Annotated in this window: 20 protein-coding genes; 9 read left to right on the forward strand and 11 right to left on the reverse strand. The window is 70.8% G+C overall.

Going from position 1 to position 21,606, the window contains the following annotated elements; genetic code table 11:
- Positions 1–92 precede the first annotated feature (92 nt).
- The 4 genes from ACIRC0_RS02250 to ACIRC0_RS02265 all read right to left on the reverse strand — a co-directional run bounded on the left by ACIRC0_RS02250 (position 93) and on the right by ACIRC0_RS02265 (position 2,433).
- The gene (locus ACIRC0_RS02250; protein ID WP_403610067.1) at positions 93–281 is read right to left on the reverse strand and encodes a hypothetical protein; all 189 of its coding nucleotides are present in this window, start codon (positions 279–281) and stop codon (positions 93–95) included.
- Between the two features lie 103 nt (positions 282–384).
- On the reverse strand, positions 385–1,404 hold the full coding sequence (locus ACIRC0_RS02255; protein ID WP_403610070.1) for an iron-containing redox enzyme family protein: 1,020 nt from the start codon (positions 1,402–1,404) through the stop codon (positions 385–387).
- Complete coding sequence (locus ACIRC0_RS02260; protein WP_403610072.1) at positions 1,401–1,751, reverse strand: CDGSH iron-sulfur domain-containing protein; 351 nt, start codon at positions 1,749–1,751, stop codon at positions 1,401–1,403. Before ACIRC0_RS02260 ends, ACIRC0_RS02255 begins: the two co-directional genes overlap by 4 nt.
- Positions 1,752–1,755: 4 nt before the next feature.
- Complete coding sequence (locus tag ACIRC0_RS02265) at positions 1,756–2,433, reverse strand: HemK2/MTQ2 family protein methyltransferase (protein WP_403610075.1); 678 nt, start codon at positions 2,431–2,433, stop codon at positions 1,756–1,758.
- 244 nt (positions 2,434–2,677) lie between these two features.
- Here ACIRC0_RS02265 and ACIRC0_RS02270 point away from each other — a divergent pair, with 244 nt between their 5' ends.
- Positions 2,678–3,547, forward strand: a complete 870-nt coding sequence (locus ACIRC0_RS02270) for a helix-turn-helix domain-containing protein (protein WP_403610077.1) — start codon at positions 2,678–2,680, stop codon at positions 3,545–3,547.
- 79 nt (positions 3,548–3,626) lie between these two features.
- Here the strand turns inward: ACIRC0_RS02270 and ACIRC0_RS02275 are convergent, their stop codons facing one another.
- From ACIRC0_RS02275 to ACIRC0_RS02295, 5 genes are read right to left on the reverse strand one after another with little or no spacing between them, the layout of a single operon-like run.
- Positions 3,627–4,817 (reverse strand): thiolase family protein, encoded by a 1,191-nt coding sequence (locus ACIRC0_RS02275; RefSeq protein WP_403610079.1) that lies wholly within the window; start codon positions 4,815–4,817, stop codon positions 3,627–3,629.
- Positions 4,817–5,464, reverse strand: a complete 648-nt coding sequence (locus ACIRC0_RS02280; RefSeq protein ID WP_403610081.1) for a CoA transferase subunit B — start codon at positions 5,462–5,464, stop codon at positions 4,817–4,819. The genes ACIRC0_RS02275 and ACIRC0_RS02280 overlap by 1 nt, the downstream gene beginning before the upstream one ends.
- Positions 5,461–6,219 carry a CoA transferase subunit A gene (locus tag ACIRC0_RS02285; RefSeq protein WP_403610083.1) on the reverse strand — a complete coding sequence of 253 codons (759 nt, stop codon included), beginning with the start codon at positions 6,217–6,219 and terminating at the stop codon, positions 5,461–5,463. The genes ACIRC0_RS02280 and ACIRC0_RS02285 overlap by 4 nt, the downstream gene beginning before the upstream one ends.
- A gap of 12 nt (positions 6,220–6,231) precedes the next feature.
- Complete coding sequence (locus ACIRC0_RS02290; protein WP_403610085.1) at positions 6,232–8,004, reverse strand: FAD-dependent oxidoreductase; 1,773 nt, start codon at positions 8,002–8,004, stop codon at positions 6,232–6,234.
- Positions 8,005–8,019: 15 nt separating this feature from the next.
- On the reverse strand, positions 8,020–9,948 hold the full coding sequence (locus tag ACIRC0_RS02295; RefSeq protein WP_403610088.1) for a maleylacetate reductase and hydroxyquinol 1,2-dioxygenase domain-containing protein: 1,929 nt from the start codon (positions 9,946–9,948) through the stop codon (positions 8,020–8,022).
- 943 nt (positions 9,949–10,891) lie between these two features.
- On the opposite strand from ACIRC0_RS02295, the gene ACIRC0_RS02300 reads away from it, so the two are divergent.
- On the forward strand, positions 10,892–13,036 hold the full coding sequence (locus ACIRC0_RS02300) for an RICIN domain-containing protein (RefSeq protein WP_403610089.1): 2,145 nt from the start codon (positions 10,892–10,894) through the stop codon (positions 13,034–13,036).
- 309 nt (positions 13,037–13,345) lie between these two features.
- On the opposite strand, the gene ACIRC0_RS02305 is transcribed toward ACIRC0_RS02300, so the two are convergent.
- Positions 13,346–13,768 (reverse strand): secondary thiamine-phosphate synthase enzyme YjbQ, encoded by a 423-nt coding sequence (locus tag ACIRC0_RS02305; protein WP_403610090.1) that lies wholly within the window; start codon positions 13,766–13,768, stop codon positions 13,346–13,348.
- 122 nt (positions 13,769–13,890) lie between these two features.
- On the opposite strand from ACIRC0_RS02305, the gene ACIRC0_RS02310 reads away from it, so the two are divergent.
- From ACIRC0_RS02310 to ACIRC0_RS02335, 6 genes are all read left to right on the forward strand, one after another.
- Complete coding sequence (locus ACIRC0_RS02310; RefSeq protein ID WP_349817350.1) at positions 13,891–13,974, forward strand: putative leader peptide; 84 nt, start codon at positions 13,891–13,893, stop codon at positions 13,972–13,974.
- Between the two features lie 132 nt (positions 13,975–14,106).
- On the forward strand, positions 14,107–14,985 hold the full coding sequence (locus ACIRC0_RS02315) for an ABC transporter permease (RefSeq protein WP_403610091.1): 879 nt from the start codon (positions 14,107–14,109) through the stop codon (positions 14,983–14,985).
- The gene (locus tag ACIRC0_RS02320; protein WP_403610094.1) at positions 14,958–15,722 is read left to right on the forward strand and encodes an ABC transporter ATP-binding protein; all 765 of its coding nucleotides are present in this window, start codon (positions 14,958–14,960) and stop codon (positions 15,720–15,722) included. The genes ACIRC0_RS02315 and ACIRC0_RS02320 overlap by 28 nt, the downstream gene beginning before the upstream one ends.
- Positions 15,723–15,769: 47 nt before the next feature.
- On the forward strand, positions 15,770–16,801 hold the full coding sequence (locus tag ACIRC0_RS02325) for an ABC transporter substrate-binding protein (protein WP_403610097.1): 1,032 nt from the start codon (positions 15,770–15,772) through the stop codon (positions 16,799–16,801).
- Position 16,802: 1 nt separating this feature from the next.
- Positions 16,803–17,957 carry an LLM class flavin-dependent oxidoreductase gene (locus ACIRC0_RS02330; protein WP_403610100.1) on the forward strand — a complete coding sequence of 385 codons (1,155 nt, stop codon included), beginning with the start codon at positions 16,803–16,805 and terminating at the stop codon, positions 17,955–17,957.
- A 42-nt stretch (positions 17,958–17,999) separates the two neighbouring features.
- The gene (locus tag ACIRC0_RS02335) at positions 18,000–19,079 is read left to right on the forward strand and encodes an NAD(P)-binding domain-containing protein (RefSeq protein WP_403610103.1); all 1,080 of its coding nucleotides are present in this window, start codon (positions 18,000–18,002) and stop codon (positions 19,077–19,079) included.
- Between the two features lie 18 nt (positions 19,080–19,097).
- Here the strand turns inward: ACIRC0_RS02335 and ACIRC0_RS02340 are convergent, their stop codons facing one another.
- Entirely contained in the window at positions 19,098–20,900 is a 1,803-nt protein-coding gene (locus ACIRC0_RS02340) for an ABC transporter ATP-binding protein (protein WP_403610106.1), read from the reverse strand.
- A gap of 139 nt (positions 20,901–21,039) precedes the next feature.
- Between ACIRC0_RS02340 and ACIRC0_RS02345 the strand changes: the two genes are divergently transcribed.
- Positions 21,040–21,546: a MarR family winged helix-turn-helix transcriptional regulator gene (locus ACIRC0_RS02345; protein ID WP_403610109.1), complete on the forward strand. Its 507-nt coding sequence runs from the start codon at positions 21,040–21,042 to the stop codon at positions 21,544–21,546.
- Positions 21,547–21,606: the final 60 nt, after the last annotated feature.

Consider the following 21,606-nt stretch of genomic DNA (forward strand, 5'->3'; position numbering starts at 1 on the left):
ACGCCTCCTTCTCCCGCCTCTGACCGACCGTTCCACGCCCTGTGCGGCCCTCGGGCCGCCGACGACCGCCCCTGCCGTCACGCGGCCCGTCCTCAGGGGAAGAGCGCGATGCCGAGGACGACCAGAAGGACGACCACGACGATGATCGCCACCGTGCTCCAGGACCCGCGGTTCTTCGCCGGTGCCTTCGCCTTCCCACCGCGGGGCCGGTCCTCCTCCAGGGTCGGGTTGGCCGGGCGGTCACGCTTGTAGAACTCTTCGTCATCTCGGTGATCGGTCATGACGACTCCTTCCCGATGTGCCCCTGTCCTTGTGTGCCCCTGTCCTTGTGTGTTCCTTGCCGCGGAGCGGGTTCCCCGTCCGCGCGACGGGATTCCACACGCGTCAGGCGGCCAGTGCCCCCGTGCGCAGGGCACTGTCCCCGCCGCGCCATGTCTTGAGGAGGAGGGCGCCGAACCGGTCCTCGAGGAAGCCGGTGGCCCGGATCCCGAACACGACGTCCGCCTCCAGATCGGGTTCGCTCTCCAGCAGCCCGCCGATCACGTCATGGCGTACGACCTGTTCGTGCACGGCGTCCGCCACCACGTGCTCGTCGTAGAAGCGGGCGGCGGCCTCACCCGCGCCCGCCCGGCGCATGGCTTCGGCCAGGCGGCGGGAGCCCGGGGAAGAGGTGACCTCGACCGCCGCGAAATGACCGGCCAGGGCGCCGCGCAGGCTGCGGTGCAGGCCGAGGAGGGACATGAGGTTGACCGTGGCGAGCATCTCCGCGGGCGCGGCCTCCACGTAGTAGCCGTAGGCGGTGTTGAGCCCCAGGTCCTCCATCAGGTCGGCGAAGAGGCCCGCGTGGATCTCGTCGGCCCGTCCCGCCCCGAACTCGTCGAACTCGACGGCCACCATGGCCGCCTTGGCCCTGCCGTGCAGCCGGGGGATCACCCAGGCATGCGGGTCGGCCTCCTTGAGGTGGTACAGCGACCGCAGCGCCGCGTACTCCCTGAGGTGGCGCAGTTCGCCCTCGCTCCGCAGGAAGTGGGTGACGCTGCCGCCGTCGTCGCCGACAGGTTCGACCTGGAGTTCGTCCAGGGCCTCCTGCGCGCCGGCGTCGACGGGGACGTCGGCACGCAGAGCGTCCAGGAAACGGTCCTCGAGGGCGCGGCGGAAGGTGAGCAGGGCGGGGTCCCACTCATGGTCGTCGTCGACCCCGTCGAACCCCTGGTAGTGCAGTTCGTACAGGACGTACAAGGCCAGCTGCAGGTCTTCGCCGTACGGGTCGCTGTCCGCCAGGGACGCCAGCGACAGCGGGCTGCCCCGCTCACGCAGCGCGCTGACCGCACCGTGCGAGAGCGGGCCCCTGGGCAGGGGCAGCGGCGGGCTGAACTGGCGTGGTTCACGTCGGCCGGTCGTCACGCGCGCGTCTCCTTTCGTTCCCGGTCCTGATCGTCGGGAGTCCTTCCGCACCCCGCTTGCCGCTCCTCTGGCATCTCCCTCCGCCCGGCTTCCGGTTCGTCCCGCATCTCTCTCCGCCCGGTTTCCCGGTCGCCCGGCGTCTCCTGCGGTCCGGTTTCCCGGTCGTCCGTCGGTTTCCCGCGGCGGCGATGGCTGGTGTCGCACCACGGGTAGGTGCGGCTGCGCCGGCAGGTGCAGATCGCCACCACGAACCGCCGGCTGACGACGGTGTCGCCGTCGGGCCCTGTGACCTCCACGGGGCCTTCGACCAGCAGTGGGCCGTCGCGATCCGCCCGGATGCGGACCACGCGTTCACTCTCGTACGGCACGGACGACCACCAGCTCTTCCACCATGTCGTCGGCGGGCAGACCGCGCTGCCGCAACCAGGCCAGCCGGGAGCGCAGCACCCGGCCGAACGGAATGGGCACGCGATCCGTGACCCGGGCGCTGAGCCCCGCCGAGGTCAGTCGGTCCAGGGTCTCGTCCACCCCGGACAGCGCGGAATGCACCATGAGGAGCACTCCATGGGGGCGCAGGTGCCCGGGCGCGGCGTCACAGATGCGGTCCAGAAGCAGCCGCCCGTCCCAGCCGGCGTCCCAGGCGCGGGCGGGGCCCCGGGGGCTTCCGGCATCGGGTGAGGGCACGTACGGAGGGTTGCTGACCACCAGGTCGAAGCGGCGTCCGGGCACGGCGGCCGTGAGGTCGCCGCGGCGCACGCTGATGCGCTGTCCGCTGAGCAGCGCGTTGACCCGGGCCGCCAGCACCGCCCGCCAGGAGATGTCGATGGCGGTGACACGCGCGCCGAGCCGTGCGGCCTCCAGGGCCAGGGCGCCGCTGCCGGTGCCCAGGTCGAGGACGTCCGCCCCGGGGCTGATCTCTTCCCGGCGCAGCGCGCGGGTCAGCACCCAGGTGTCCTCCTGCGGCTCGTAGACACCCGGTGGGGTCCACGCGGGGGCGGGAAGGGGCGGACAGGGGGTTTCGACGGTCATCGGCTCCTCCGGTCGACTACACGCAGGCGCCACCCGCGCCAGCCGTGGCGCACCACGGCTGGCGCGGATCTTTGCCTGCGCACCCCGAGTCCCCCACTGCACGTACTCGACACGTGCCCTTCTCACCCCGGGCACCCCGAAGCCCGGGGATCCGGTGCGCCTCACGGGTCACCATGTCTGTCCATCGAGGCAGCGAGCGGTTTAATATTCAATCTTCGGGAAGGTGCCGCAAGGAGGTCGCACCGTGGCAGAGCTGGGACTCGCAGACACGCTGGGCATCCTGCGGCAGCCCGGGGTACGGCCGCAGCGCAGCAGCGCAGGGCTCGGCTGGGATCACCTGTACGTCTCCTGCCAGGAGGAACAGCCCTACCGCGCTCGGTTCGAACCGGCCCCCACCCACCTGCTGATCCTGCATCTCAGCGGACCGGTCACCGTCCACAGGGGCCAGGGGCCGAAGGCACGGTCGCGGACGGTCCCCCGCGGTGGACTGTTCGTGCAGCCGGCCGACCGGACGCTCTCCGTGGAGCTCGGCGGCCGGCTCCACACGGTGCACGCCTATCTGAGCGACGAGGCGTTGCGCGAGGCCAACGACGGGCGGCCGGTGGAGCTGTCCGAGGAACTCGGCACCACCGATCCGCTGGCCGAGCAGCTCGTCCTGGCCTTGGCGGGGATGACACGCGACTGGCAGCCGTCGGCGCGCACCTACGTCGACCACCTCACGGGCATGCTGGCCGCGCAGCTCGTACGACGGCACGGTACCGCCCCCGCCGAGCCGCCTCCGGGCCCGTCCGGACTCAGCGACCGGCAGCTCGCGGCGGTCAGGGAGCTCATGGAGGAGCGGCTCGCCGAGCCACTGCCGATCGCGGAGCTGGCCTCCGCCGCCTCACTGAGCCCGAGCCAGTTCACCCGGCAGTTCCGGGCGAGCACCGGACAGACGCCGCACCAGCACCTGCTCGGGCTGCGTCTTGACCAGGCATGCCGACTGCTGCGCACCGGGTCGGCTCCCATCGGGCAAGTGGCGGTCGAGTGCGGGTTCTCGCACCAGGAGCACCTGACCCGGGTGATGCGCGCCAGGATGGGGACCACCCCGGCCGCGGTGCGCCGCGCCGGCTGAGGCGTGAGGGGTCATCCGCCGCCACGCGCGGGGCGCCACCCGAAGGGTCAGCCCCTGCCCCGCGCGTGTGGCAGGCGCGTCAGCGCTCCAGGACCAGCGCCAGCGCCTGGCCCACGCCGATGCACAGGGCTGCCAGCCCCGTCCCGGATCCCGCCGCGGCCAGCTGGTGCGCGACCGCGCCGGTGATACGGGCGCCCGACGCGCCCAGCGGATGGCCGATGGCGATCGCGCCACCGCGCGGGTTGACGACCTCCGGGTCGAGCTCCGGCAGTGCGGCCAGGCAGGCCAGCGCCTGGGCGGCGTAGGCCTCGTTGAGCTCGATCGTGTGCAGCTCGTCCGCGGCGACCGCCGCCTTTCGGAGCACCTTGCGGATCGCGTCGACCGGGCCGAGCCCGAAGTACTGCGGCTCGATGCCCGTCACCGCCGCCGCCCGCACCCGTGCCAGCGGTTCGCGGCCGATCGCCGCGAGCCCCTCCTCGTCGGCGAGCAGCAGCGCGGCGGCGCCGTCGTTGAGCGGTGACGCGTTGCCTGCCGTGACGGTGCCCTCCGTGACGAACGCCGGCTTCAGCTTGGCAAGGGCCTCCAGGGAGGTGTTGTCGCGGATGTTCTCGTCCCGTGGCAGGTCCACGCCCTCGACCGGGACGACCTCGCCGTCGTAGCGACCGTCGCGCCAGGCGCGCGCGGCGTTGCGGTGGCTGGCGAGCGCGAATGCGTCCTGTGCCTCACGGGTGATGCCGTGCTTCGCGCCCACCAGTTCCGCGCTCTCGCCCAGCGGGATCGTCCACTCCTCGGGCATCCGCGGGTTCACCATCCGCCAGCCCAGCGTGGTCGAGTACAGCTGCTGGTCCTTCGCCGGGAAGGCTCTCTCCGGCTTCGGCAGGACCCAGGGCGCGCGGCTCATGGACTCGACGCCGCCGGCCACCGCGATGGACGCGTCACCGAGCGCGATCGCGCGGGCCGCCTGGATGACGGCCTCCATGCCGGAGCCGCAGAGCCGGTTCACGGTGGCGCCGGGCACGCCGACCGGGAGACCGGCGAGCAGGACGGCCATGCGGGCCACGTCACGGTTCTCCTCCCCCGCGCCGTTGGCATTGCCGAGCAGAACGTCGTCGATATGCGCCGGGTCGAGGCCGGGACTGCGCTCGAGGAGGGCGCGCAGCACACCGGCGACGAGATCGTCGGGGCGTACGCCCGCCAGGGCACCGCCGTAGCGGCCGAAGGGGGTGCGCACGGCGTCGACGACGTACACGTCACGCGGTCTCTCGATCATCAGTGACTCCCTGCAGAACTGCTTTGGTAGGTCAGAGGTGTCAGGGCGGCGACCTGGTCGGCCGTCACACCGGGGGCGATCTCGACGAGGCGGAGTCCGGTGGGCGTGATGTCGAGGACGCACAGGTCGGTGATGATCCGGTCCACACAGGCCCGGCCCGTCACGGGCAGGGTGCACTCCTCGACGATCTTGGGGCTGCCGTCCTTCGCCGTGTGTTCCATCAGGACGACGACCCGGCGGGCGCCGTGGACGAGGTCCATCGCACCGCCCATGCCCTTGATCATCTTCCCAGGAACCGCCCAGTTGGCCAGGTCGCCGCGGACCGAGACCTGGAGGGCGCCCAGGACGGCGGTGTCGATGTGGCCGCCGCGGATCATGCCGAAGGAGAGCGCGGAGTCGAAGAAGGACGCTCCCTGCCGTACGGTCACGGTCTCCTTGCCCGCGTTGATGAGGTCGGCGTCCACCTCGTCGGGCGACGGATACGGTCCGACGCCGAGCAGCCCGTTCTCCGAGTGCAGTGCGACGTCGATGCCAGCCGGCAGGTGGTCGGCCACGCGGGTGGGCAGGCCGATGCCAAGGTTGACGTAGTCGCCGTCCCGCAGTTCGCGCGCGGCGCGAGCCGCCATCTCGTCCCTGGTCCAGCTCATCGCTCGCGCACCGTTCTCTTCTCGATTCCCTTGTCGGCCGCCTGCTCCGGGGTCAGCGCCACGACCCGCTGGACGAACACCCCGGGCAGATGGATCTCGTCGGGGTCCAGCACTCCCGGCTCGACCAGTTCCTCCACCTCGGCCACGGTGATGCGCCCGGCCATCGCGGCCAGCGGATTGAAGTTGCGCGCCGCACGACGGAAGACAAGGTTGCCGTGCCGGTCCCCGCGCGCGGCCCTGACCAGCGCGTAGTCCGTGGTGATGGCGTGCTCCAGGATGTGGTCGACGCCGTCGAAGGTCCGCACCTCCTTGGGCGGCGAGGCCACGGCGACCGAACCGTCCGGGGCGTAGCGCCACGGCAGCCCTCCGTCCGCGACCTGCGTGCCGACGCCGGCCGGGGTGTAGAAGGCCGGGATGCCGCAGCCGCCCGCCCTGAGCCGTTCGGCGAGCGTGCCCTGCGGGGTCAGTTCGACCTCCAGCTCGCCCGCGAGGTACTGGCGCGCGAACTCCTTGTTGTCGCCGATGTACGAGCCGGTGACCCGGACGATACGGCCCGCGGCCAGCAGGATGCCGAGGCCGCGGCCGTCGACGCCGCAGTTGTTCGACACGACCGTCAGGCCGCTCACCCCCGTGTCGTACAGGGCGCCGATGAGAACCTCCGGGACGCCGCTGAGACCGAAGCCCCCGACGGCGAAGGACCGGCCGTCCGTCACGTCCGCCAGGGCCTGCCCCGCCGTGGCCACCACCTTGTCCATCTCGCGCTCCTCCTATCGCGCCAGCATCCGGCGGAGCGCGCCGAGCAGCTCGTCCTGCGCGGACTCCGCCGTGTCGGGAGCGCAGGCGCGCCTGAAGGCGACATGGCCGTCCGGGCGCACGAGCAGTACGCCGTCCTCGGCGATCTCGCTCACCCGGCTCCATTCACCGTACGCATCACGGCAGTCGTCGTCGCCGACGCGCACCACCCGCAGGGCCAGGCCGAGTTCCGCCCGGCACGCCGCGGCCGCCGTGTCCCAGACATCGCCCGACAGCCCGGTCAGCACGGTGAGGACGCCACCGCCGACGACGTCCAGCGTGGACATGCGCTCTCCTTGCGCGTCGACGAGCCACGCGTGCGGGAGCTTGGCGCCGGGCCGGGTCGTCGGCCGGTGCACCAACTCCCGGTCCTCCTCCCAGACTTCGTCCGGACCGTCGTCGGCGATCACGGCGGCGGAGGTGTAGCGCTGGTTCATCTCCACGCCGTGCGCGTTGAACTCGTAGTTCTTGAGCTGGATCGCCTCTTCGAGCAGGCGCCGCTTCTTGGCACCCTCCGGCGTTTGCGCCCGTAGCGCCTCGAGACCCTCGGCGATGGCCTGCTCGTCGCTTCCGCCTCCGACGCCGAGCACCTCGAAGATCGGGCCGAACTGATCACGGCTGAGGTTGGCCCGCTCGACTATCTGCCGTCCGACCGGGGCGCGTTCGGCCGTATAGCTGTCGAGCAGTGCCGGTCCGGCCTCCCCGCGGATCACCATGGCGAGCTTCCAGGCGAGGTTGTAGGCATCCTGGACGGAGGTGTTGGAGCCGAGCCCGTTGGACGGCGGATGACGGTGCACGGCGTCTCCGGCGCAGAACACACGCCCGGACGAATACACCGTGGCGTAGCTGTGGTTGACCGTCCACAGCGAGGTCGACGTGATCTCGACCGGCAGGTCGGGGTCGCCGACGAGATCCCGCACGATCTGCCGTGCCGCTTCATCGTCCACCTCCGGCGGCGGCTGCTCGATGTCGTAACCCCATACCAGCAGCCACTCGTTCCACGGGCGGACCATACGGACCAGGCCCATGCCGATGCCGCCGGTCTCCGCCCCGGGCCGCAACACCCAGTACAGAACGCTGGGCCGGTGGGCGCAGTACCGCGTGAGGTCGGCCTTGAAGACGATGTTCATGCTGCCGGCCTTGGCCATGCGCCCGTCGAAGGGCAGGCCGAGTTGTTCGGCGACCGTGCTGCGCCCGCCGTCCGCGCCGATCAGGTAGCGGGCCCGCACGGTGTACTCGTCGCCGCGGACCCGGTCGCGTAGCAGGGCGGTGACACCGTCGGCGTCCTGGGTGAAGCCGAGGAACTCGGTGTCGAAGCGGACCTTGGCACCGCGGGCCGCCGCGTTGCTCACCAGGATCGGCTCCAGGTAGGTCTGCGGCAGGTCGATCATCTCGCAGGGGCTCTTCGACGCGTACTCGGTGGCCGAGGCGGGCCCTGTGCCCCAGCTGCGGATGCGGCCGATCTCGTCCCCGGTGAGCGCGGTGCACAGCACCGTGTCCCCCATGAGGTGGGACGGGCTGCCCAACGCCAGCGCCTCGGACTCGACGCCCAGGTCGCGCAGCACCTCCATGGTGCGCTGGTTGGTGATGTGCGCCCGCGGGGTGTTGGCGAGCCAGCCGTACTTCGTCACCAGCAGGGTGCGGATGCCGTAGGTGGCCAGCGACAGGGCGGCCGAGCCGCCGGCGGGGCCGCTGCCGACGACGAGGACGTCGGTGTCGTAGGTGTCGTGCGCGTCGGTGGATGTCATGGGGGCGCTCCTCGGTCAGTCGGCCAGGGGGGCGATGCGGAAGGTGTAGTCGAGACGGCGCCACTCCCCCTCGAACTGACGGCCGTCGGGGGTGGGGCCGGTCTGCGGCGTGAAGTCGACGACGAGCTCGTCCTTGACGCCGAAGACGGTGTCGCTGTCCAGGTAGGCGCCGCCTGACACGAACAGCTGGGTGACGAGCCGGCGATGACCGGGCGCGTCGATCATGAAGTGGAGGTGGGGCGCCCGGTAGGGGTGACGCCCCACGGCGTCGAGCATGTGCCCGACCGGTCCGTCGTCGGGGATCGGGTACTCCGAGGGAAGGATGGACCAGAAGGTGATCCGACCGTCGGCGTCGGTGCGCAGCCGGGCGCGCAGCACCGGCCCGTCCAGATCGGGCAGTTGGACGTCGTAGAAGCCGTCCTCGTTGGACTGCCACACGTCCACGACCGCGTCCTTGACCAGCTCGCCGCCGGTGCCGGTGATCCGCACGTCGACCCAGAGCGGGATGCCGGGCAGCCCGCCGGAGATGTCGCTTCCGTGCGCGGCTTCGGGCGGTCCCTGCACGTAGAAGGGGCCGAGCACCGCGGAGGGTGTGGTGGCGGGCGTACGGGAGTTGGTGAGCAGATCGACGGCGCTGGAGACGCCGAGGGTGTCCGACAGCAGTACGAACTCCTGGCGGGTCGGGCCGCACCGCTGTCCTGTCCGGGTGAGGAAGTCGATGGCGTACTGCCATTCGGCGTCAGTGACGTCGTTGGTGGCGACGAAGGTGTGCAGGTGCCGGACGAGGTCGCCGAGCAGGGCGCGGACCCGGGGGTCGGGGGCCTGGGAGAAGCTGGCCACCACCTGTTCGGTGAGACGGGCGAGTCCTGCTTCCGTGGACGGGGGGCCTTCAGGGCGGCGCCCGTGCCAGGCGTCCGTCAGCAGGTCCACGATGCCCTCGGCGGTCAGCTCCCGCGGGTTGGGGTAAGGCGTCGAGACGGCCAGTTCGGCCGCGCGGGCGAGGCTCGCTTCCGGCAGGCCGAGATCGCGCAGCGAGGTGGGCCCGCCGAGGGAGGCGACCAGGTCGTACACACCGCTCGGGGCGTCCGGCACTCCCAGGGCGTTGGCGATACGGCGCATGACGTCGGGGACCGCGGGCGCGTTGTACGCCATGGCGTGCGGCAGGACGACGGTGTGGGTCTCCGCGTGCGGCAGGTCGAAACCGCCGCCGAGGGTGTGGCACAGCTTGTGGTGCAGGCCCATACCGACGGTGGCGAGGCAGGTCCCGGCGAGCCAGGCCGCATGCAGGAGGTCGGCGCGCGCCTCCGGGTCGGCCGGGTCGGCGGCCAGGCGGGGCAGCGCCCGCGCGATGCGGGAGATCGCGTCGAGGGCCTGCTGGTCGGTGACCGGGTTGGCGTCGGCGGAGTACAGGGCCTCGACGGCGTGCGCGAGAGCGTTGACACCGCTGGTGACCGTCAGGGGCACCGGCAGGGTGAGGGTGAAGTCCACGTCATAGATCACGGTTTCCGGCAGGATCGCCGGGGACGACTGGGTGACCTTGCGCCCCTCCCGGGTCTCGCCGAGCACGGGGGTCACCTCGGAGCCGGCGTACGTGGTCGGCAGGACCACCTGCGGAAGGTCCGTGCGCAGGGCGAGCGCCTTCGACAGGCCCGTCGTCGAACCGCCACCGACGGCCACGATGACGTCGGCGGAGGCCTGCGTGAGCACGTCGAGCGCCTGCTCCGTCACCTCAAGGGGGGTGTGCATGGCCGCGCCGTCGAACTCGGCCACCAGCAGGACGCCGAGCGCCTGGCGGACCCGCGCCGAGGCCTCCACCAGAGCCGGGCTGGACAGCAGCAGTACCCGGGAGCAGCCGAGCCGCTCCACCTCGTCGCGGACCCGGCTCACCGTGCCGACACCGAAGACGACCCGCGAGGGACGGGATGTGTAGAGGAATGTTCGCACTGAGCTCGGCCTCCGCGGGTCATCCGGGACTGTGTCGGTCGCTTGGGCACCGAGTATGCGAAGGACGTCCGCGTGAATTCCTGCACGATCAGCGCATGGCACTGCACAGAACCCGCGCGGGTGTGCTGACCGGCGAGGCGGACGCCGCCGACGATCTCGCGGCCGGCTTCGGCCTCAGGCGGGCCAGGGCGTGAGCCGTCAGCGGGTCTCCCACCTCGGCGGCCGGCCGCGCCTCGCGGCATGTTTCACGGGACCGCCCGGACCTCCGGTGGAGCCTCGAGCAATCCGCGAGGTCCTGCGCGCCTGCTTCTGCGGCCGACCAGGGATGCGATGCACGGGGTCCACGAGACCGTCTGCCAGGCCCCTGTGCGTCCCAGGACCGGGGCGACTCGCGCCGGGAGCTCGGCAAGGCACCGCGGACCGGCCAGATGCAGGCCCCGCCTCCAAGCCCGGCAGCGCCCCGCTCCTGCGGTCCCATGGCGATCATCAGCGAACGGCACGTCGGAGCCGAAGGTCGCGCGGCGCCCGGCCACAGGGGTCTGCCCAAAGAGTGGCCGCCGACACATCGCGGACGCCGCCGGTACCGGGCCGCAGGTCCGGTGATCTTCCATTGCGGACCCGTCTGCAGCACACCGGCCGCACATGCGCCTCCGAGCCAAAAAAGCCAGGCCTTGAGCTGTCCCACCTCGCGGTCCATGGACACGGCAGTCCATCCCCAGAACTCCTGTGGCTCCGTGGAGAGGACCATACTTCACGCCTTTTCTTTCGGCTTATATTGACGGCGCGTCGGGCGGCGCCTAACGTCCGGTCAACATCGCGCCCACGAGGCGACTTAGGAGACACGTGTGACTGACGTTCTCGCTGTGCTCGTCAGAGCCAACCGCCCCGCAGACGCACGACCGCCCTCACGACCGCCCTCCTGCTGCCGGCCGCCGCCGGCATCATGCTGGTCGCCGCCCCCGGTGCCGGCGCCGCGGCCATCCCCACCTCCCCCACCACCGTCGTCAACGCAGGCAGCGGCAAGTGCGTCGACGCGCGTGCCGCTGCCACCGGCAATGGCACCGCCGTGCAGCAGTACACCTGCAACGGCACCGGCGCCCAGTCCTGGCAGTTCACCGCGACCGACAGCGGGTACTACCGGATCGGCGTGGCCTCCGCGCCCAATCAGGTCTGGGACGAGACCGACGTCTCGACCGCCGACGGCGCTCTGACCCAGCTGTGGCTCTACGGCGGCGGCGCCAACCAGCAGTGGCTGCCGGTCGCCGAGGCCTCCGGCTCGTACCACTTCGTCAACCGCAACAGCGGCAAGTGTCTGGATGTGCCGTCCGCGTCCACCGCCGACAGCGTCCAACTGCAGCAATACACCTGCAACGGCACCGCCGCCCAGTCCTTCACCCTCTCCAGCGGCATCACCCCGCCGCCCAACACGCCGGACTTCGGCCCCAACGTGACGGTGTTCGACCCGTCGATGCCGATGTCCACCATCCAGTCGAAGATCAACTCGGTCTACAGCACCCAGCAGACCAACGAGTTCGGCACCCAGCGCAACGCCCTCCTGTTCACCCCCGGCACGTACAACGTCGACATCCCCGTCGGCTACTACACCCAGGTCTCCGGGCTGGGCCTGTCACCGGACCAGGTGTCGATCACCGGCGGCGGCGTACACGTCGAGGGTCACACCAGCGACGGCAACGCCACCCAGAACTTCTGGCGCGACGTCGAGAACATGTCCCTCAGCCCCAGTTCGGGAAGCACCATGTGGGCCGTCTCCCAGGCCGACCCGTTCCGGCGGATGGATGTGCACGGCAGCATGAAGCTGTGGGACGACACCCACGGCACCAACACCAACTGGTCCAGCGGCGGCTACATCGGAAACTCCCGGGTCTCCGGCCAGATCAACTCCGGGACCCAGCAGCAGTTCCTCACCCAGGACACCGCCATGGACGGCGGCTGGACCGGACACAACTGGAACATGGTCTTTGTCGGCGACACCGGCGCCCCCGCGACCAGCTTCCCCAACCCGCAGTACACCACCGCCGCCCAGAGCCCGGTGATGCGCGAGAAGCCGTTCGTCTACGTCGACGGCTCGGGCAACTGGCAGGTGTTCGTCCCGTCGGTCCGCACCAATGTGCAGGGCCCGGACTGGGTCAACGGCGCCGCTCCGGGCACCTCGCTCCCGATCAGCCGGTTCTACATCGTCAAGCCGGGTGACACCGCCACGACCATCAACAACGCGCTCGCCGCGGGCCAGAACCTGATCGTCACCCCGGGCGTGTACCACCTGTCCGCTCCTGTGAACATCACCCGCCCCGACACGGTGGTCCTGGGACTGGGCCTGGCCACCCTCGTGCCGGACAACGGCGTCACCGCGATCACCACCGCCGATGTGGACGGCATCGACATCGCCGGATTGCTGATCAGCGCGAACACCACCAACTCCAACACGCTGATGCAGGTCGGGCCGGCCGGTTCGACCGCCGCTCACACGGCCGACCCGATCGTGCTGCACGACGTGTTCTTCCGCATCGGCGGCGACATCGCAGGCAAGGCCACCCAGACATTGGTGATCAACAGCAACGACGTCATCGGCGACGACCTGTGGCTGTGGCGGGCGGACCACACCAACGGCGTCGGCTGGACGACCAACCCGGCCGTCAACGGACTCGTCGTCAACGGCAACAACGTCACCATGTACGGCCTCGCGGTCGAGCACTACCAGAAGTACCAGACCACCTGGAACGGAAACGGCGGCCGCACCTACTTCTACCAGAGCGAGACCCCCTACGACGTGCCCGACCAGTCCAGTTGGACCACCAGTGGAGGCGACCTCGGCTACGCCTCGTACAAGGTCGCGAACTCGGTCACCTCCCACGAGGCATGGGGTGTGGGTGTCTACGCCTATCTGCGCGACAACCCATCCGTGGTACTCGGCCATGCCATCGAGGTGCCCACCACGTCCACGGTGAAGTTCCACAGCATGGTCACCACGGTCCTGGGCGGAGCCGGCACCATCAACCACATCATCGACAACACCGGCAACCAGGTCACACCCAGCAGCAACGTGGCCTACCTGGTCAGCTACCCGTAAGCCCGGCGCGGACCACGCGGCACACGGGGACAGAGGGGCCGGCCGGAGGCGTCACCTCGGCCGGCCCCCACCCGTGCCCGAGGCCACGCCCCGGCCGATCGGCTAGGCAGGCACGACAGACGCTGACCGGCAGCGCGGACCGAGGATCGCTGTCCCGTTCGGCCTCAGGCCCTCCACCGCTGCGACCGGCGTTTGCACACCAGATGGGTGCCGTTGTTCGCGCGACTCCCCCACAAGGTGCGCCGGCACCGGATCGCCAGGGCAACCTTGTCGCCTGCGCTGGCGGCCGGACCTGGGCGGACGGCTTGGTCAGCCCAGGAAGCTCAGTCGAACCTGACGGTTGATATTAGAGATGTTGGTGTCCACCAGGCACACCGACTGCCAGGTCCCCAGTTTCAGCTCTCCGCCGATGACCGGCAGGGTCGCGTGGGGCGGGACGAGGGCCGGGAGGACGTGGTCGCGGCCGTGGCCGGGGCTGCCGTGGCGGTGCTGCCAACGATCGTCGGCCGGGAGGAGGGTGTGCAGGGCGGCCAGGAGGTCGTCGTCACTGCCGGCGCCCGTCTCGATGATCGCCACGCCGGCCGTGGCATGCGGCACGAAAACGTTCAGGAGGCCGTCCCGGCCCCTGCTCACCTCACTCAGGAAGGTCACACATTCTTGGGTGAGGTCGAAGACCGTCTCCGAGGATCCGGTGGCGATATTCAGGACGCGGGTGCTGAAGGCATCGGACATGCCTCCATCGTCACCCACACGACCGATCTCACACACAGCTGACGGCTCGTCCGGCGATACGAGAGGTCCACTGGTCGAGACGCCGTTGACCCGGAAGGCGCCATCTGGCTACTTTCAGCCGCATGTTGCGTTCAGCCCTGCTCACCACGCGCGGTCACATCGACCTGCTGCGGGTGGCCTCTGCCGCGTGTCGCCGCGGCTGCTGACGCCCTCTTTCCCTCTCTTTCACCCTCGTTTCCTCGCCTTGGCGCCGCCCTGCCCGCACGTCTGAGCCCTCTCTGACGCGGCGCCGCCGAGGTGCGTCCCCTTCCGGCCGCTCTCCTCCTCATGGAGCACTCATGAGCATCAGCCATGCCCCACCCGGCGCCCCTGAATCCGATATTTCGGTTATATCGAAAGGTGAACAGTCCCCGCCCGAGCTCGAACCCCTCGTCCCCTCCTCCGCTCGCCGCACCCGCGTCCCCCGCTGGCTGCGGCGCACCTCCGGCCCGCTCCTGCTGCTCGCCCTGTGGCAACTCCTCAGCAGTTCAGGCGCGTTGCCCTCCGACGTCCTCGCCTCTCCCGGCAGGATCGCGCAGGTCGCGGGCGATCTCGTCGCCGACGGGTCCCTGCCCTCCGCGATGGCCACCTCGCTGCGCCGGGTCGCGGCCGGTCTGCTGCTCGGCACCGTCATCGGCACCGGGCTGGCCCTCGTCTCCGGGCTGTTCCGCATCGGCGAGGACCTCGTGGACGCGCCCGTCCAAATGCTGAGGACGGTCCCGTTCGTCGGCCTGATCCCGCTGTTCATCATCTGGTTCGGCATCGGCGAGGCCCCTAAGGTCGCCATCATCACCCTCGGCGTGACCTTCCCGCTCTACCTCAATGTCTACGCCGGCATCCGCGGCGTGGACGCCCAGCTGATCGAGGCCGGGGAGTCCCTGGGGCTCTCCCGGTGGGGGCTCGTCCGGCACGTCGTCCTGCCCGGCGCGTTGCCCGGCGCGATGACCGGTCTGCGCTACTCCCTCGGCATCGCCTGGCTCGCCCTCGTGTTCGCCGAGCAGGTCAACGCGGACGCCGGGATCGGCTTCCTCATGGTGCAGGCGCGGGACTTCCTGCGGACCGACGTGATCGTGGTCTGCCTGATCGTCTACGCCTTCTTCGGTCTGCTCGCCGACTTCATCGTCCGCTCCCTCGAAAGGCTGCTGCTGCAATGGCGACCGACGTTCACGGGCCGGTGACGACCGGCGCCGCAAAGGCCCCGGCCCCCGCCTCGGCCGTCCGCGTCGAGGGGCTCACTCGCTCCTTCGACGGGCGCGCCGTCATCGACCGCCTGCAACTCGATGTGCGACCGGGAGAGTTCGTGGCTCTGCTGGGCCGCAGCGGCTGCGGCAAGTCGACCCTGCTGCGCATCCTGGCCGGACTCGACCGCGACATCGAGGGCACCGTCCTCGTCCCGCGCCGCAAGGCGGTCGCCTTCCAGGCGCCCCGGCTGATGCCGTGGAAAAAGGTGTGGCGCAACGTGCTGCTCGGGCTGCCCGGCAAGCCCGAACGCAATGTCGCCGAAAAGGCGTTGGAGGAGGTCGGCCTGGCGCACCGCTCGGACGCCTGGCCCAAGACGCTCTCCGGCGGCGAGGCCCAGCGCGCATCCCTGGCTCGCGCCCTGGTGCGCGAACCGGATCTGCTGCTGCTCGACGAGCCGTTCGGCGCGCTCGACGCGCTCACCCGTATCAAGGCCCAGCGCCTGGTGGGCGAGCTGTGGCAGCGGCGGGGCTGCGCCGTGCTGCTGGTCACGCACGACGTCGAGGAGGCGGTGCTGCTCGCCGACCGCGTCCTGGTGATGGACGGCGGCGTCATCGCCCACGAGACGACGGTCGACCTGGAACGCCCGCGCGACATCACCGACCCCCGCTTCGCGGAGGTACGCGCCGGGCTGCTGGAACGCCTCGGCGTCGCCACGGCCGCCGAAGCCGGCTGACTCCCCCACCTCATTCCTATAACTCTCCGCACACGAACGGATCCGTCATGCGACGACGCCTCCTGCCCGCCGCGCTGCTCCTGCCTTTCGCCCTGCTGCTCACCGCCTGCGGCGGGAACTCCGCCGCCGAGACCTCCGCCGGCGGCCGAACCGACGGCAAGGGCTCCCTCACCCTCAACGTCGGTGACCAGAAGGGGGGTTCCGAGGCGGTCCTGGAGGCCGCCGGTGAGCTCAAGAACCTCGACTACAAGATCAAGTGGTCCACTTTCACCTCCGGGCCGCCCCTGCTGGAGGCGGTCAACGCGGGCGCCGTCGACATCGGAGGCGTGGGCAACACCCCACCGGTCTTCGCGGCGGGCGCCGACTCGAAGATCACGGTGGTGGCCGCCTGGCACGGCACGTCCAAGGGCGACGCCATCCTCGTACCGAAGAACTCCCGGCTGACCGCGGTGCAGCAGCTCAAGGGCAAGTCGATCGCGGTGGCGCAGGGTTCGTCCGCGCACTACCAGCTGGTCGCCTCCCTCAACAAGGCCGGGCTGAAGCTGAGCGACGTGAAGGTCAAGTACCTGCAGCCCGCCGACGCCCTGGCCGCGTTCACCAGCGGCAAGGTCGACGCCTGGGCGGTGTGGGACCCGTACACCTCGCAGGTGCTGCAAGGGGGTCAGGGACGCGTCCTCACCACCGGCGACGGCGTGACCAACGGCCTCACCTTCCAGGTGGCGGCTCCGAGCGCCCTGAAGGACGAGAAGAAGGCCGCGGCCATCAGGGACTACCTGGAGCGGCTGCGGCGCGCGCAGGGCTGGGTCTACGGGCACCCGGAGGCCTGGGCCAAGGTGTGGGCGAAGGACACCGGTCTGTCGTACGAGGTGGCGCTCGCCGCGGTGAAGCGCACCAACGCCTCCCGGGTCCCGGTCGCCGTGGACAAGTCGCTGATCGCCTCCGAGCAGCAGATCGCGGACACCTTCACCGGTTTGAAGCTCATCCCGCGCAAGGTGGACTTCGGCGACTTCGTGGACACCGAGTTCAACGGCGACCTGCCCCCGTCCACCGCGACGCCCCGTGTCCTGAAGGAGTCGTGACATGACCGTCCGACTTCACTGGTTCCTGCCGACGGGTGGGGACGGCCGCACCCTCGTCGACCGGCACGCCCACGCACCCAACGAGGCGGGTGCCACCCGGCAGGTGCGCGGGGTGCGCACACCGGACATCGAGTATCTGGCGCAGATCGCGAAGGCCGCCGAGCAGTTGGGCTTCGAGGCGGTCCTGACCCCGACCGGCACCTGGTGCGAGGACGCCTGGCTGACCACGGTCGCGCTCGCCCAGCACACCGAGCGGCTGAAGTTCCTTGTCGCCTTCCGGCCGGGGCTGATCTCGCCGACGCTCGCGGCGCAGATGGCGGCGACGTACCAACGTGTCACGCGTGGCCGGCTGCTGCTGAACGTCGTCACGGGTGGCGACTCGGCGGAACAGCGGCGCTTCGGCGACCGCCTCGACCACGACCGGCGCTATGCCCGGACCGACGAGTTCCTGACGGTCGTCCGCGGGGTGTGGCGTGGGCAGCCGTACGACTTCGACGGCACCCACTACCAGGTCGAGGGTGGGCTCACCGCGGTGCCGCCGGACCCGCTGCCGCAGCTCTTCTTCGGCGGCTCGTCGCCGGCGGCCGGACCGGTCGCCGCGCGGCATGCGGACGTGTATCTGACCTGGGGCGAGCCTCCCGCCCAGGTCAAGGAGAAGATCGACTGGATCCGCTCGCTCGCCGAGCGCGAGGGGCGCACGGTCCGCTTCGGGATCCGGTTGCACACCATCTCCCGTGACTCCGCCGCAGAGGCCTGGGCGACCGCCAACCGGCTGCTCGACGACCTCGACGCGGACACGGTCGCGGCAGCGCAGGCGGCGCTCGGCCGCAGCGAGTCGGTGGGACAGCAGCGGATGCTGGCCCTGCACGGCGGCTCCCGGGAGGCGCTGGAGATCCACCCCAACCTGTGGGCGGGCGTCGGTCTGGTCCGTGGCGGGGCGGGCACCGCGCTCGTCGGCAGCCACGCCGAGGTCGCCGACCGGATCGAGGAGTACCACGCGCTCGGCATCGAGCACTTCGTGCTGTCCGGCTATCCGCATCTGGAGGAGGCGTACTGGTTCGGGGAGGGTGTGATCCCGGAGCTGGCGGGCCGCGGGCTGCTGGACCGCGGGCCCGCAGCGGCGGGCGCACCGCTCCTCGTCGCGAGCGGACGCTGACCTGCCGGGAAGATCCATGCCCGCGACAGGGTTGGTGGAAGCGTGAACAACACACGCGAGGTCGAGGTGGTCGTCACAGGCGCTGGGCAGGCCGGCCTGTCCAGCGCCTATCACCTGCGGCGTAGCGGGTTCGAGCCGGAGCGCGACTTCGTGGTCCTCGACCACTCCCCCTCTCCGGGCGGCGCCTGGCAGTTCCGCTGGCCCTCGCTGACCTACGGCAAGGTGCACGGGATGCACGCGCTGCCGGGCATGGAGCTGACGGACGCGGATCCGGCGCGGCCGTCGTCGGAGGTCATCGGCGCGTACTTCGACACCTACGAGCGCACCTTCGACCTGCGCGTACGACGGCCGGTGCATGTACGGGCCGTGCGGGAGGGCACGGAGGGGCGGCTGCTCGTCGAGACGTCGGCCGGGACATGGTCGACACGGGCGCTGATCAACGCCACGGGCACCTGGGACCGGCCTTTCTGGCCGCGCTATCCCGGCCAGGAGACCTTCCGGGGGCGGCAGGTGCATACCGCCCAGTACCCCGGGCCCGAGGAGTTCGCCGGACAGCGGGTGGTCGTCGTCGGTGGCGGCGCGTCCGGCACCCAGCATCTGATGGAGATCGCCCCCTACGCCGCCGCGACCACTTGGGTGACCCGGCGTCCCCCGGTGTTCCGCGAGGGCCCGTTCACCGAGGACGTCGGACGGACTGCCGTGGCACTCGTCGAGGAGCGGGTGCGGCAGGGGCTGCCACCGAGGAGCGTGGTGTCCGTGACCGGGCTGCCGCTCAATGACGCGGTCCGGCAGGCGATCGCCGACGGTGTGCTGGACCGGCAGCCGATGTTCGACCGGATCGTGCCGGACGGTGTGGAGTGGGACGACGGACGGCATGTGGAGGCCGACGTCATCCTGTGGGCGACCGGCTTCCGGGCCGCGATCGACCACCTGGCTCCGCTGCGGCTGCGCGAGCCGGGCGGCGGCATCCGGGTGGAGGGCACGCGGGTGGTCTCCGACCCGCGGATCCACCTGGTCGGCTACGGCCCGTCGGCGAGCACGATCGGCGCGAACCGGGCGGGACGCGCGGCCGTGCGGGACATCAGGCGTCTGCTGGCGAGGGAACCGGCCGCCGCCGCGTGAGGCGCGATGCGCCGACCCTCAACTCGTGGTCTCCAGTTGCGCGTCCCGCCGGACCAGGGCCGCGTACCGGCCGTCCAGCTCCAGCAGTTCCTCGTGCGTGCCGCGTTCGACCGCGCGTCCGGAGTCCAGGACGACGATCTGGTCGGCGCTGCGGATGGTGGACAGCCGGTGCGCGATGGTGAGCGTCGTGCGGTTGGCCGACAGGGCGTCGATGGCCTCCTGGACCGCGTGCTCGGTCCGCGTGTCGAGCGCGCTGGTCGCCTCGTCGAGGATGAGGACCGGCGGGTCGCGCAGGATGGTGCGGGCGATGGCGAGCCGCTGTTTCTCACCGCCCGAGAAGCGGTGGCCGCGCTCGCCGACGACCGTGTCGTACCCGTCGGGCAGGGACATGATGTGGTCGTGGATCTGGGCCGCCCTGGCCGCCGCGTACAACTCCTCCTCGGTGGCCTCCGGCTTGGCGAAGCGCAGGTTGTCGGCGACCGAGGCGTGGAAGAGGTAGGTCTCCTGGGAGACGACGCCGACCGCGCGGGCGAGCGTGTCGAAGTCCAGATCGCGCACGTCCACGCCGTCGAGCGTGACCCGCCCTCCGGTCACGTCGTAGAGCCGGGGCACCAGGTAGCCGAGCGTGGACTTCCCGGAGCCGGTGGGTCCCACCACGGCGAGGCTGCCGCCTGCCGGCACGGTGATGTCGATGTCCTCGAGGACCGGGCCGCTCTTGTCGTCGTAGTGGAACTCCACGTCCTCGAAACGGATCTCGCCCTTGACCTGGTCGAGGTGGACCGGCTCGTCGCGTTCGGTGATGTCGATGGGCAGGTCGAGGTACTCGAAGATGCGCTGGAAGAGCGCCAGGGAGGTCTGGATCTGGACGCCGGTGGAGAGCAGGCTGACCGTCGGCCGGAACAGGCCCTGCTGGAGCGAGACGAACGCGACCAGGGTGCCTATCGAGATGGACGGGCCGCCGAGTTGGAGCGCCAGCCCGGCGGTCCAGTAGATGACGGCGGGCATGGCGGCCATGACGATGGTGATGACGGCCATGCGCCAGCGGCCCGCCATGTTGGACTTCACCTCGAGCTCGACCAGGCTCTCGGACTCACGCCCGAAGGACTGGGTGAGGGAGTCGGCGCGGCCCATCGTGCGGCCGAGCAGGATGCCGCTGACGGAGAGCGACTCGGTGACGGTGGCGGCCATCGCGGCCATCTGCTTCTGGCGCTGGGTGGCTATCTTCTTGCGTTCGTTGCCGACGCGTCGGCTGATCCACACGAACAGCGGCAGCAGGAGCAGCGAGACGACGGTGAGGCGCCAGTCGAGGGCGACCATGGCGACGATGGTGGCGACCACGCTGGTGAGGTTGGACACCAGGGAAGTCGCGGTGGAGGTGACCGTCGCCTGCATGCCGCCGATGTCGTTGGCGATCCTGGACTGCACCTCGCCCGTGCGAGTGCGAGTGAAGAAGGCGAGCGACATGCGCTGCAGCCGGCCGTAGACGGCGGTGCGCAGGTCGTGCATGACGCGCTGGCCGACGGTGGTGGAGATCAGGGTCTGCAGCACACCGAAGACGCTGGTGACGACGGCGCTGAGGATCATGCCGAGGGCGAGCAGGGTCAGCAGACCGGTGCGGCCCTGCGGGATCGCGACGTCCAGGGTCTCCTTCAGCAGGAAGGGCGTGGCGACGGAGACCAGCGACGAGGCGCCGACCAGCAGGCCGACGACCGCGAGCCGGCCGCCGTACGGCCTGAAGAGTCTCAGGATGCGGCGGACCTGCCGCGGCTGCTCCTGCGAGTCGTCGGGCGACGGTGTCCAGGTGGGTTGGTCGGGGTGCATGGGCTCCTACGGAGGTGAGGCGTCGGAACGCGTCGGAACGCGCCGGGGACGCATCGGGACGGGTAGCGGGAGATGTATCGGGATCCTAGCTCATTGTTACCTATACTCACAATGCACAAGGTCCTGATATTGTTCCCGCATGACGACCCCCGATCCGGACAGCCTGCTCGCCGAGCAGCTGCTGCGGCTCACCCGTCGGGTCCACCGCATCCAGAAGCGCCATCTGGAGCGGTGCGACCTGGGCATCACCCCGGCCCAGTCCCGGCTGCTGCGCACCCTCGCCCACTTCAGCTCACCGCCCCGCATGGCGGATCTCGCCGAGCGCCTCGAGGTGGTGCCGCGAGCGGTCACGACGCTGGTCGACGGCCTGGAGGCGAGCGGCAGGGTGCGCCGGGTACCGGATCCGACCAACCGGCGGGTGATCCGGATAGAGGTCACGGACGAGGGGCGCAGGGCGTTGCGCGCGTTGCGCGGTGCGCGCCGGTCCGCGGCCGAGGAGATTCTCGCCCCCCTGACGGACGAGCAGCGCGAGCTGCTGGGCGATCTGCTCACCACACTGATCGACGGCGGGGACGTCGCCCTGGCAGCCGAGCGCGACCTCGCAGGCGAACGGGGGCTGGCAGCCGAACGGCAGCACCGGTGCTGACATCAAGCGCCTGAGCCAAAGGTGGCGGGGCGCGGCCCCGGCTCTCTCGGGCAACCACGC

The sequence above is a fragment of the Streptomyces sp. NPDC093984 genome, from assembly GCF_044764595.1.
Lineage (GTDB): Bacteria > Actinomycetota > Actinomycetes > Streptomycetales > Streptomycetaceae > Streptomyces > Streptomyces cynarae.

Excerpts from the sequence above, each read along its gene's own strand:
- ACIRC0_RS02250 (WP_403610067.1), bottom strand. The coding sequence starts at position 281 with ATGACCGATCACCGAGATGACGAAGAGTTCTACAAGCGTGACCGCCCG.
- ACIRC0_RS02265 (WP_403610075.1), bottom strand. The coding sequence starts at position 2,433 with ATGACCGTCGAAACCCCCTGTCCGCCCCTTCCCGCCCCCGCGTGGACC.
- ACIRC0_RS02275 (WP_403610079.1), bottom strand. The coding sequence starts at position 4,817 with ATGATCGAGAGACCGCGTGACGTGTACGTCGTCGACGCCGTGCGCACC.
- ACIRC0_RS02280 (WP_403610081.1), bottom strand. The coding sequence starts at position 5,464 with ATGAGCTGGACCAGGGACGAGATGGCGGCTCGCGCCGCGCGCGAACTG.
- ACIRC0_RS02285 (WP_403610083.1), bottom strand. The coding sequence starts at position 6,219 with ATGGACAAGGTGGTGGCCACGGCGGGGCAGGCCCTGGCGGACGTGACG.
- ACIRC0_RS02290 (WP_403610085.1), bottom strand. The coding sequence starts at position 8,004 with ATGACATCCACCGACGCGCACGACACCTACGACACCGACGTCCTCGTC.
- ACIRC0_RS02300 (WP_403610089.1), top strand. The coding sequence starts at position 10,892 with ATGCTGGTCGCCGCCCCCGGTGCCGGCGCCGCGGCCATCCCCACCTCC.
- ACIRC0_RS02305 (WP_403610090.1), bottom strand. The coding sequence starts at position 13,768 with ATGTCCGATGCCTTCAGCACCCGCGTCCTGAATATCGCCACCGGATCC.
- ACIRC0_RS02310 (WP_349817350.1), top strand. The coding sequence starts at position 13,891 with ATGTTGCGTTCAGCCCTGCTCACCACGCGCGGTCACATCGACCTGCTG.
- ACIRC0_RS02315 (WP_403610091.1), top strand. The coding sequence starts at position 14,107 with ATGAGCATCAGCCATGCCCCACCCGGCGCCCCTGAATCCGATATTTCG.
- ACIRC0_RS02320 (WP_403610094.1), top strand. The coding sequence starts at position 14,958 with ATGGCGACCGACGTTCACGGGCCGGTGACGACCGGCGCCGCAAAGGCC.
- ACIRC0_RS02325 (WP_403610097.1), top strand. The coding sequence starts at position 15,770 with ATGCGACGACGCCTCCTGCCCGCCGCGCTGCTCCTGCCTTTCGCCCTG.
- ACIRC0_RS02330 (WP_403610100.1), top strand. The coding sequence starts at position 16,803 with ATGACCGTCCGACTTCACTGGTTCCTGCCGACGGGTGGGGACGGCCGC.
- ACIRC0_RS02340 (WP_403610106.1), bottom strand. The coding sequence starts at position 20,900 with ATGCACCCCGACCAACCCACCTGGACACCGTCGCCCGACGACTCGCAG.
- ACIRC0_RS02345 (WP_403610109.1), top strand. The coding sequence starts at position 21,040 with ATGACGACCCCCGATCCGGACAGCCTGCTCGCCGAGCAGCTGCTGCGG.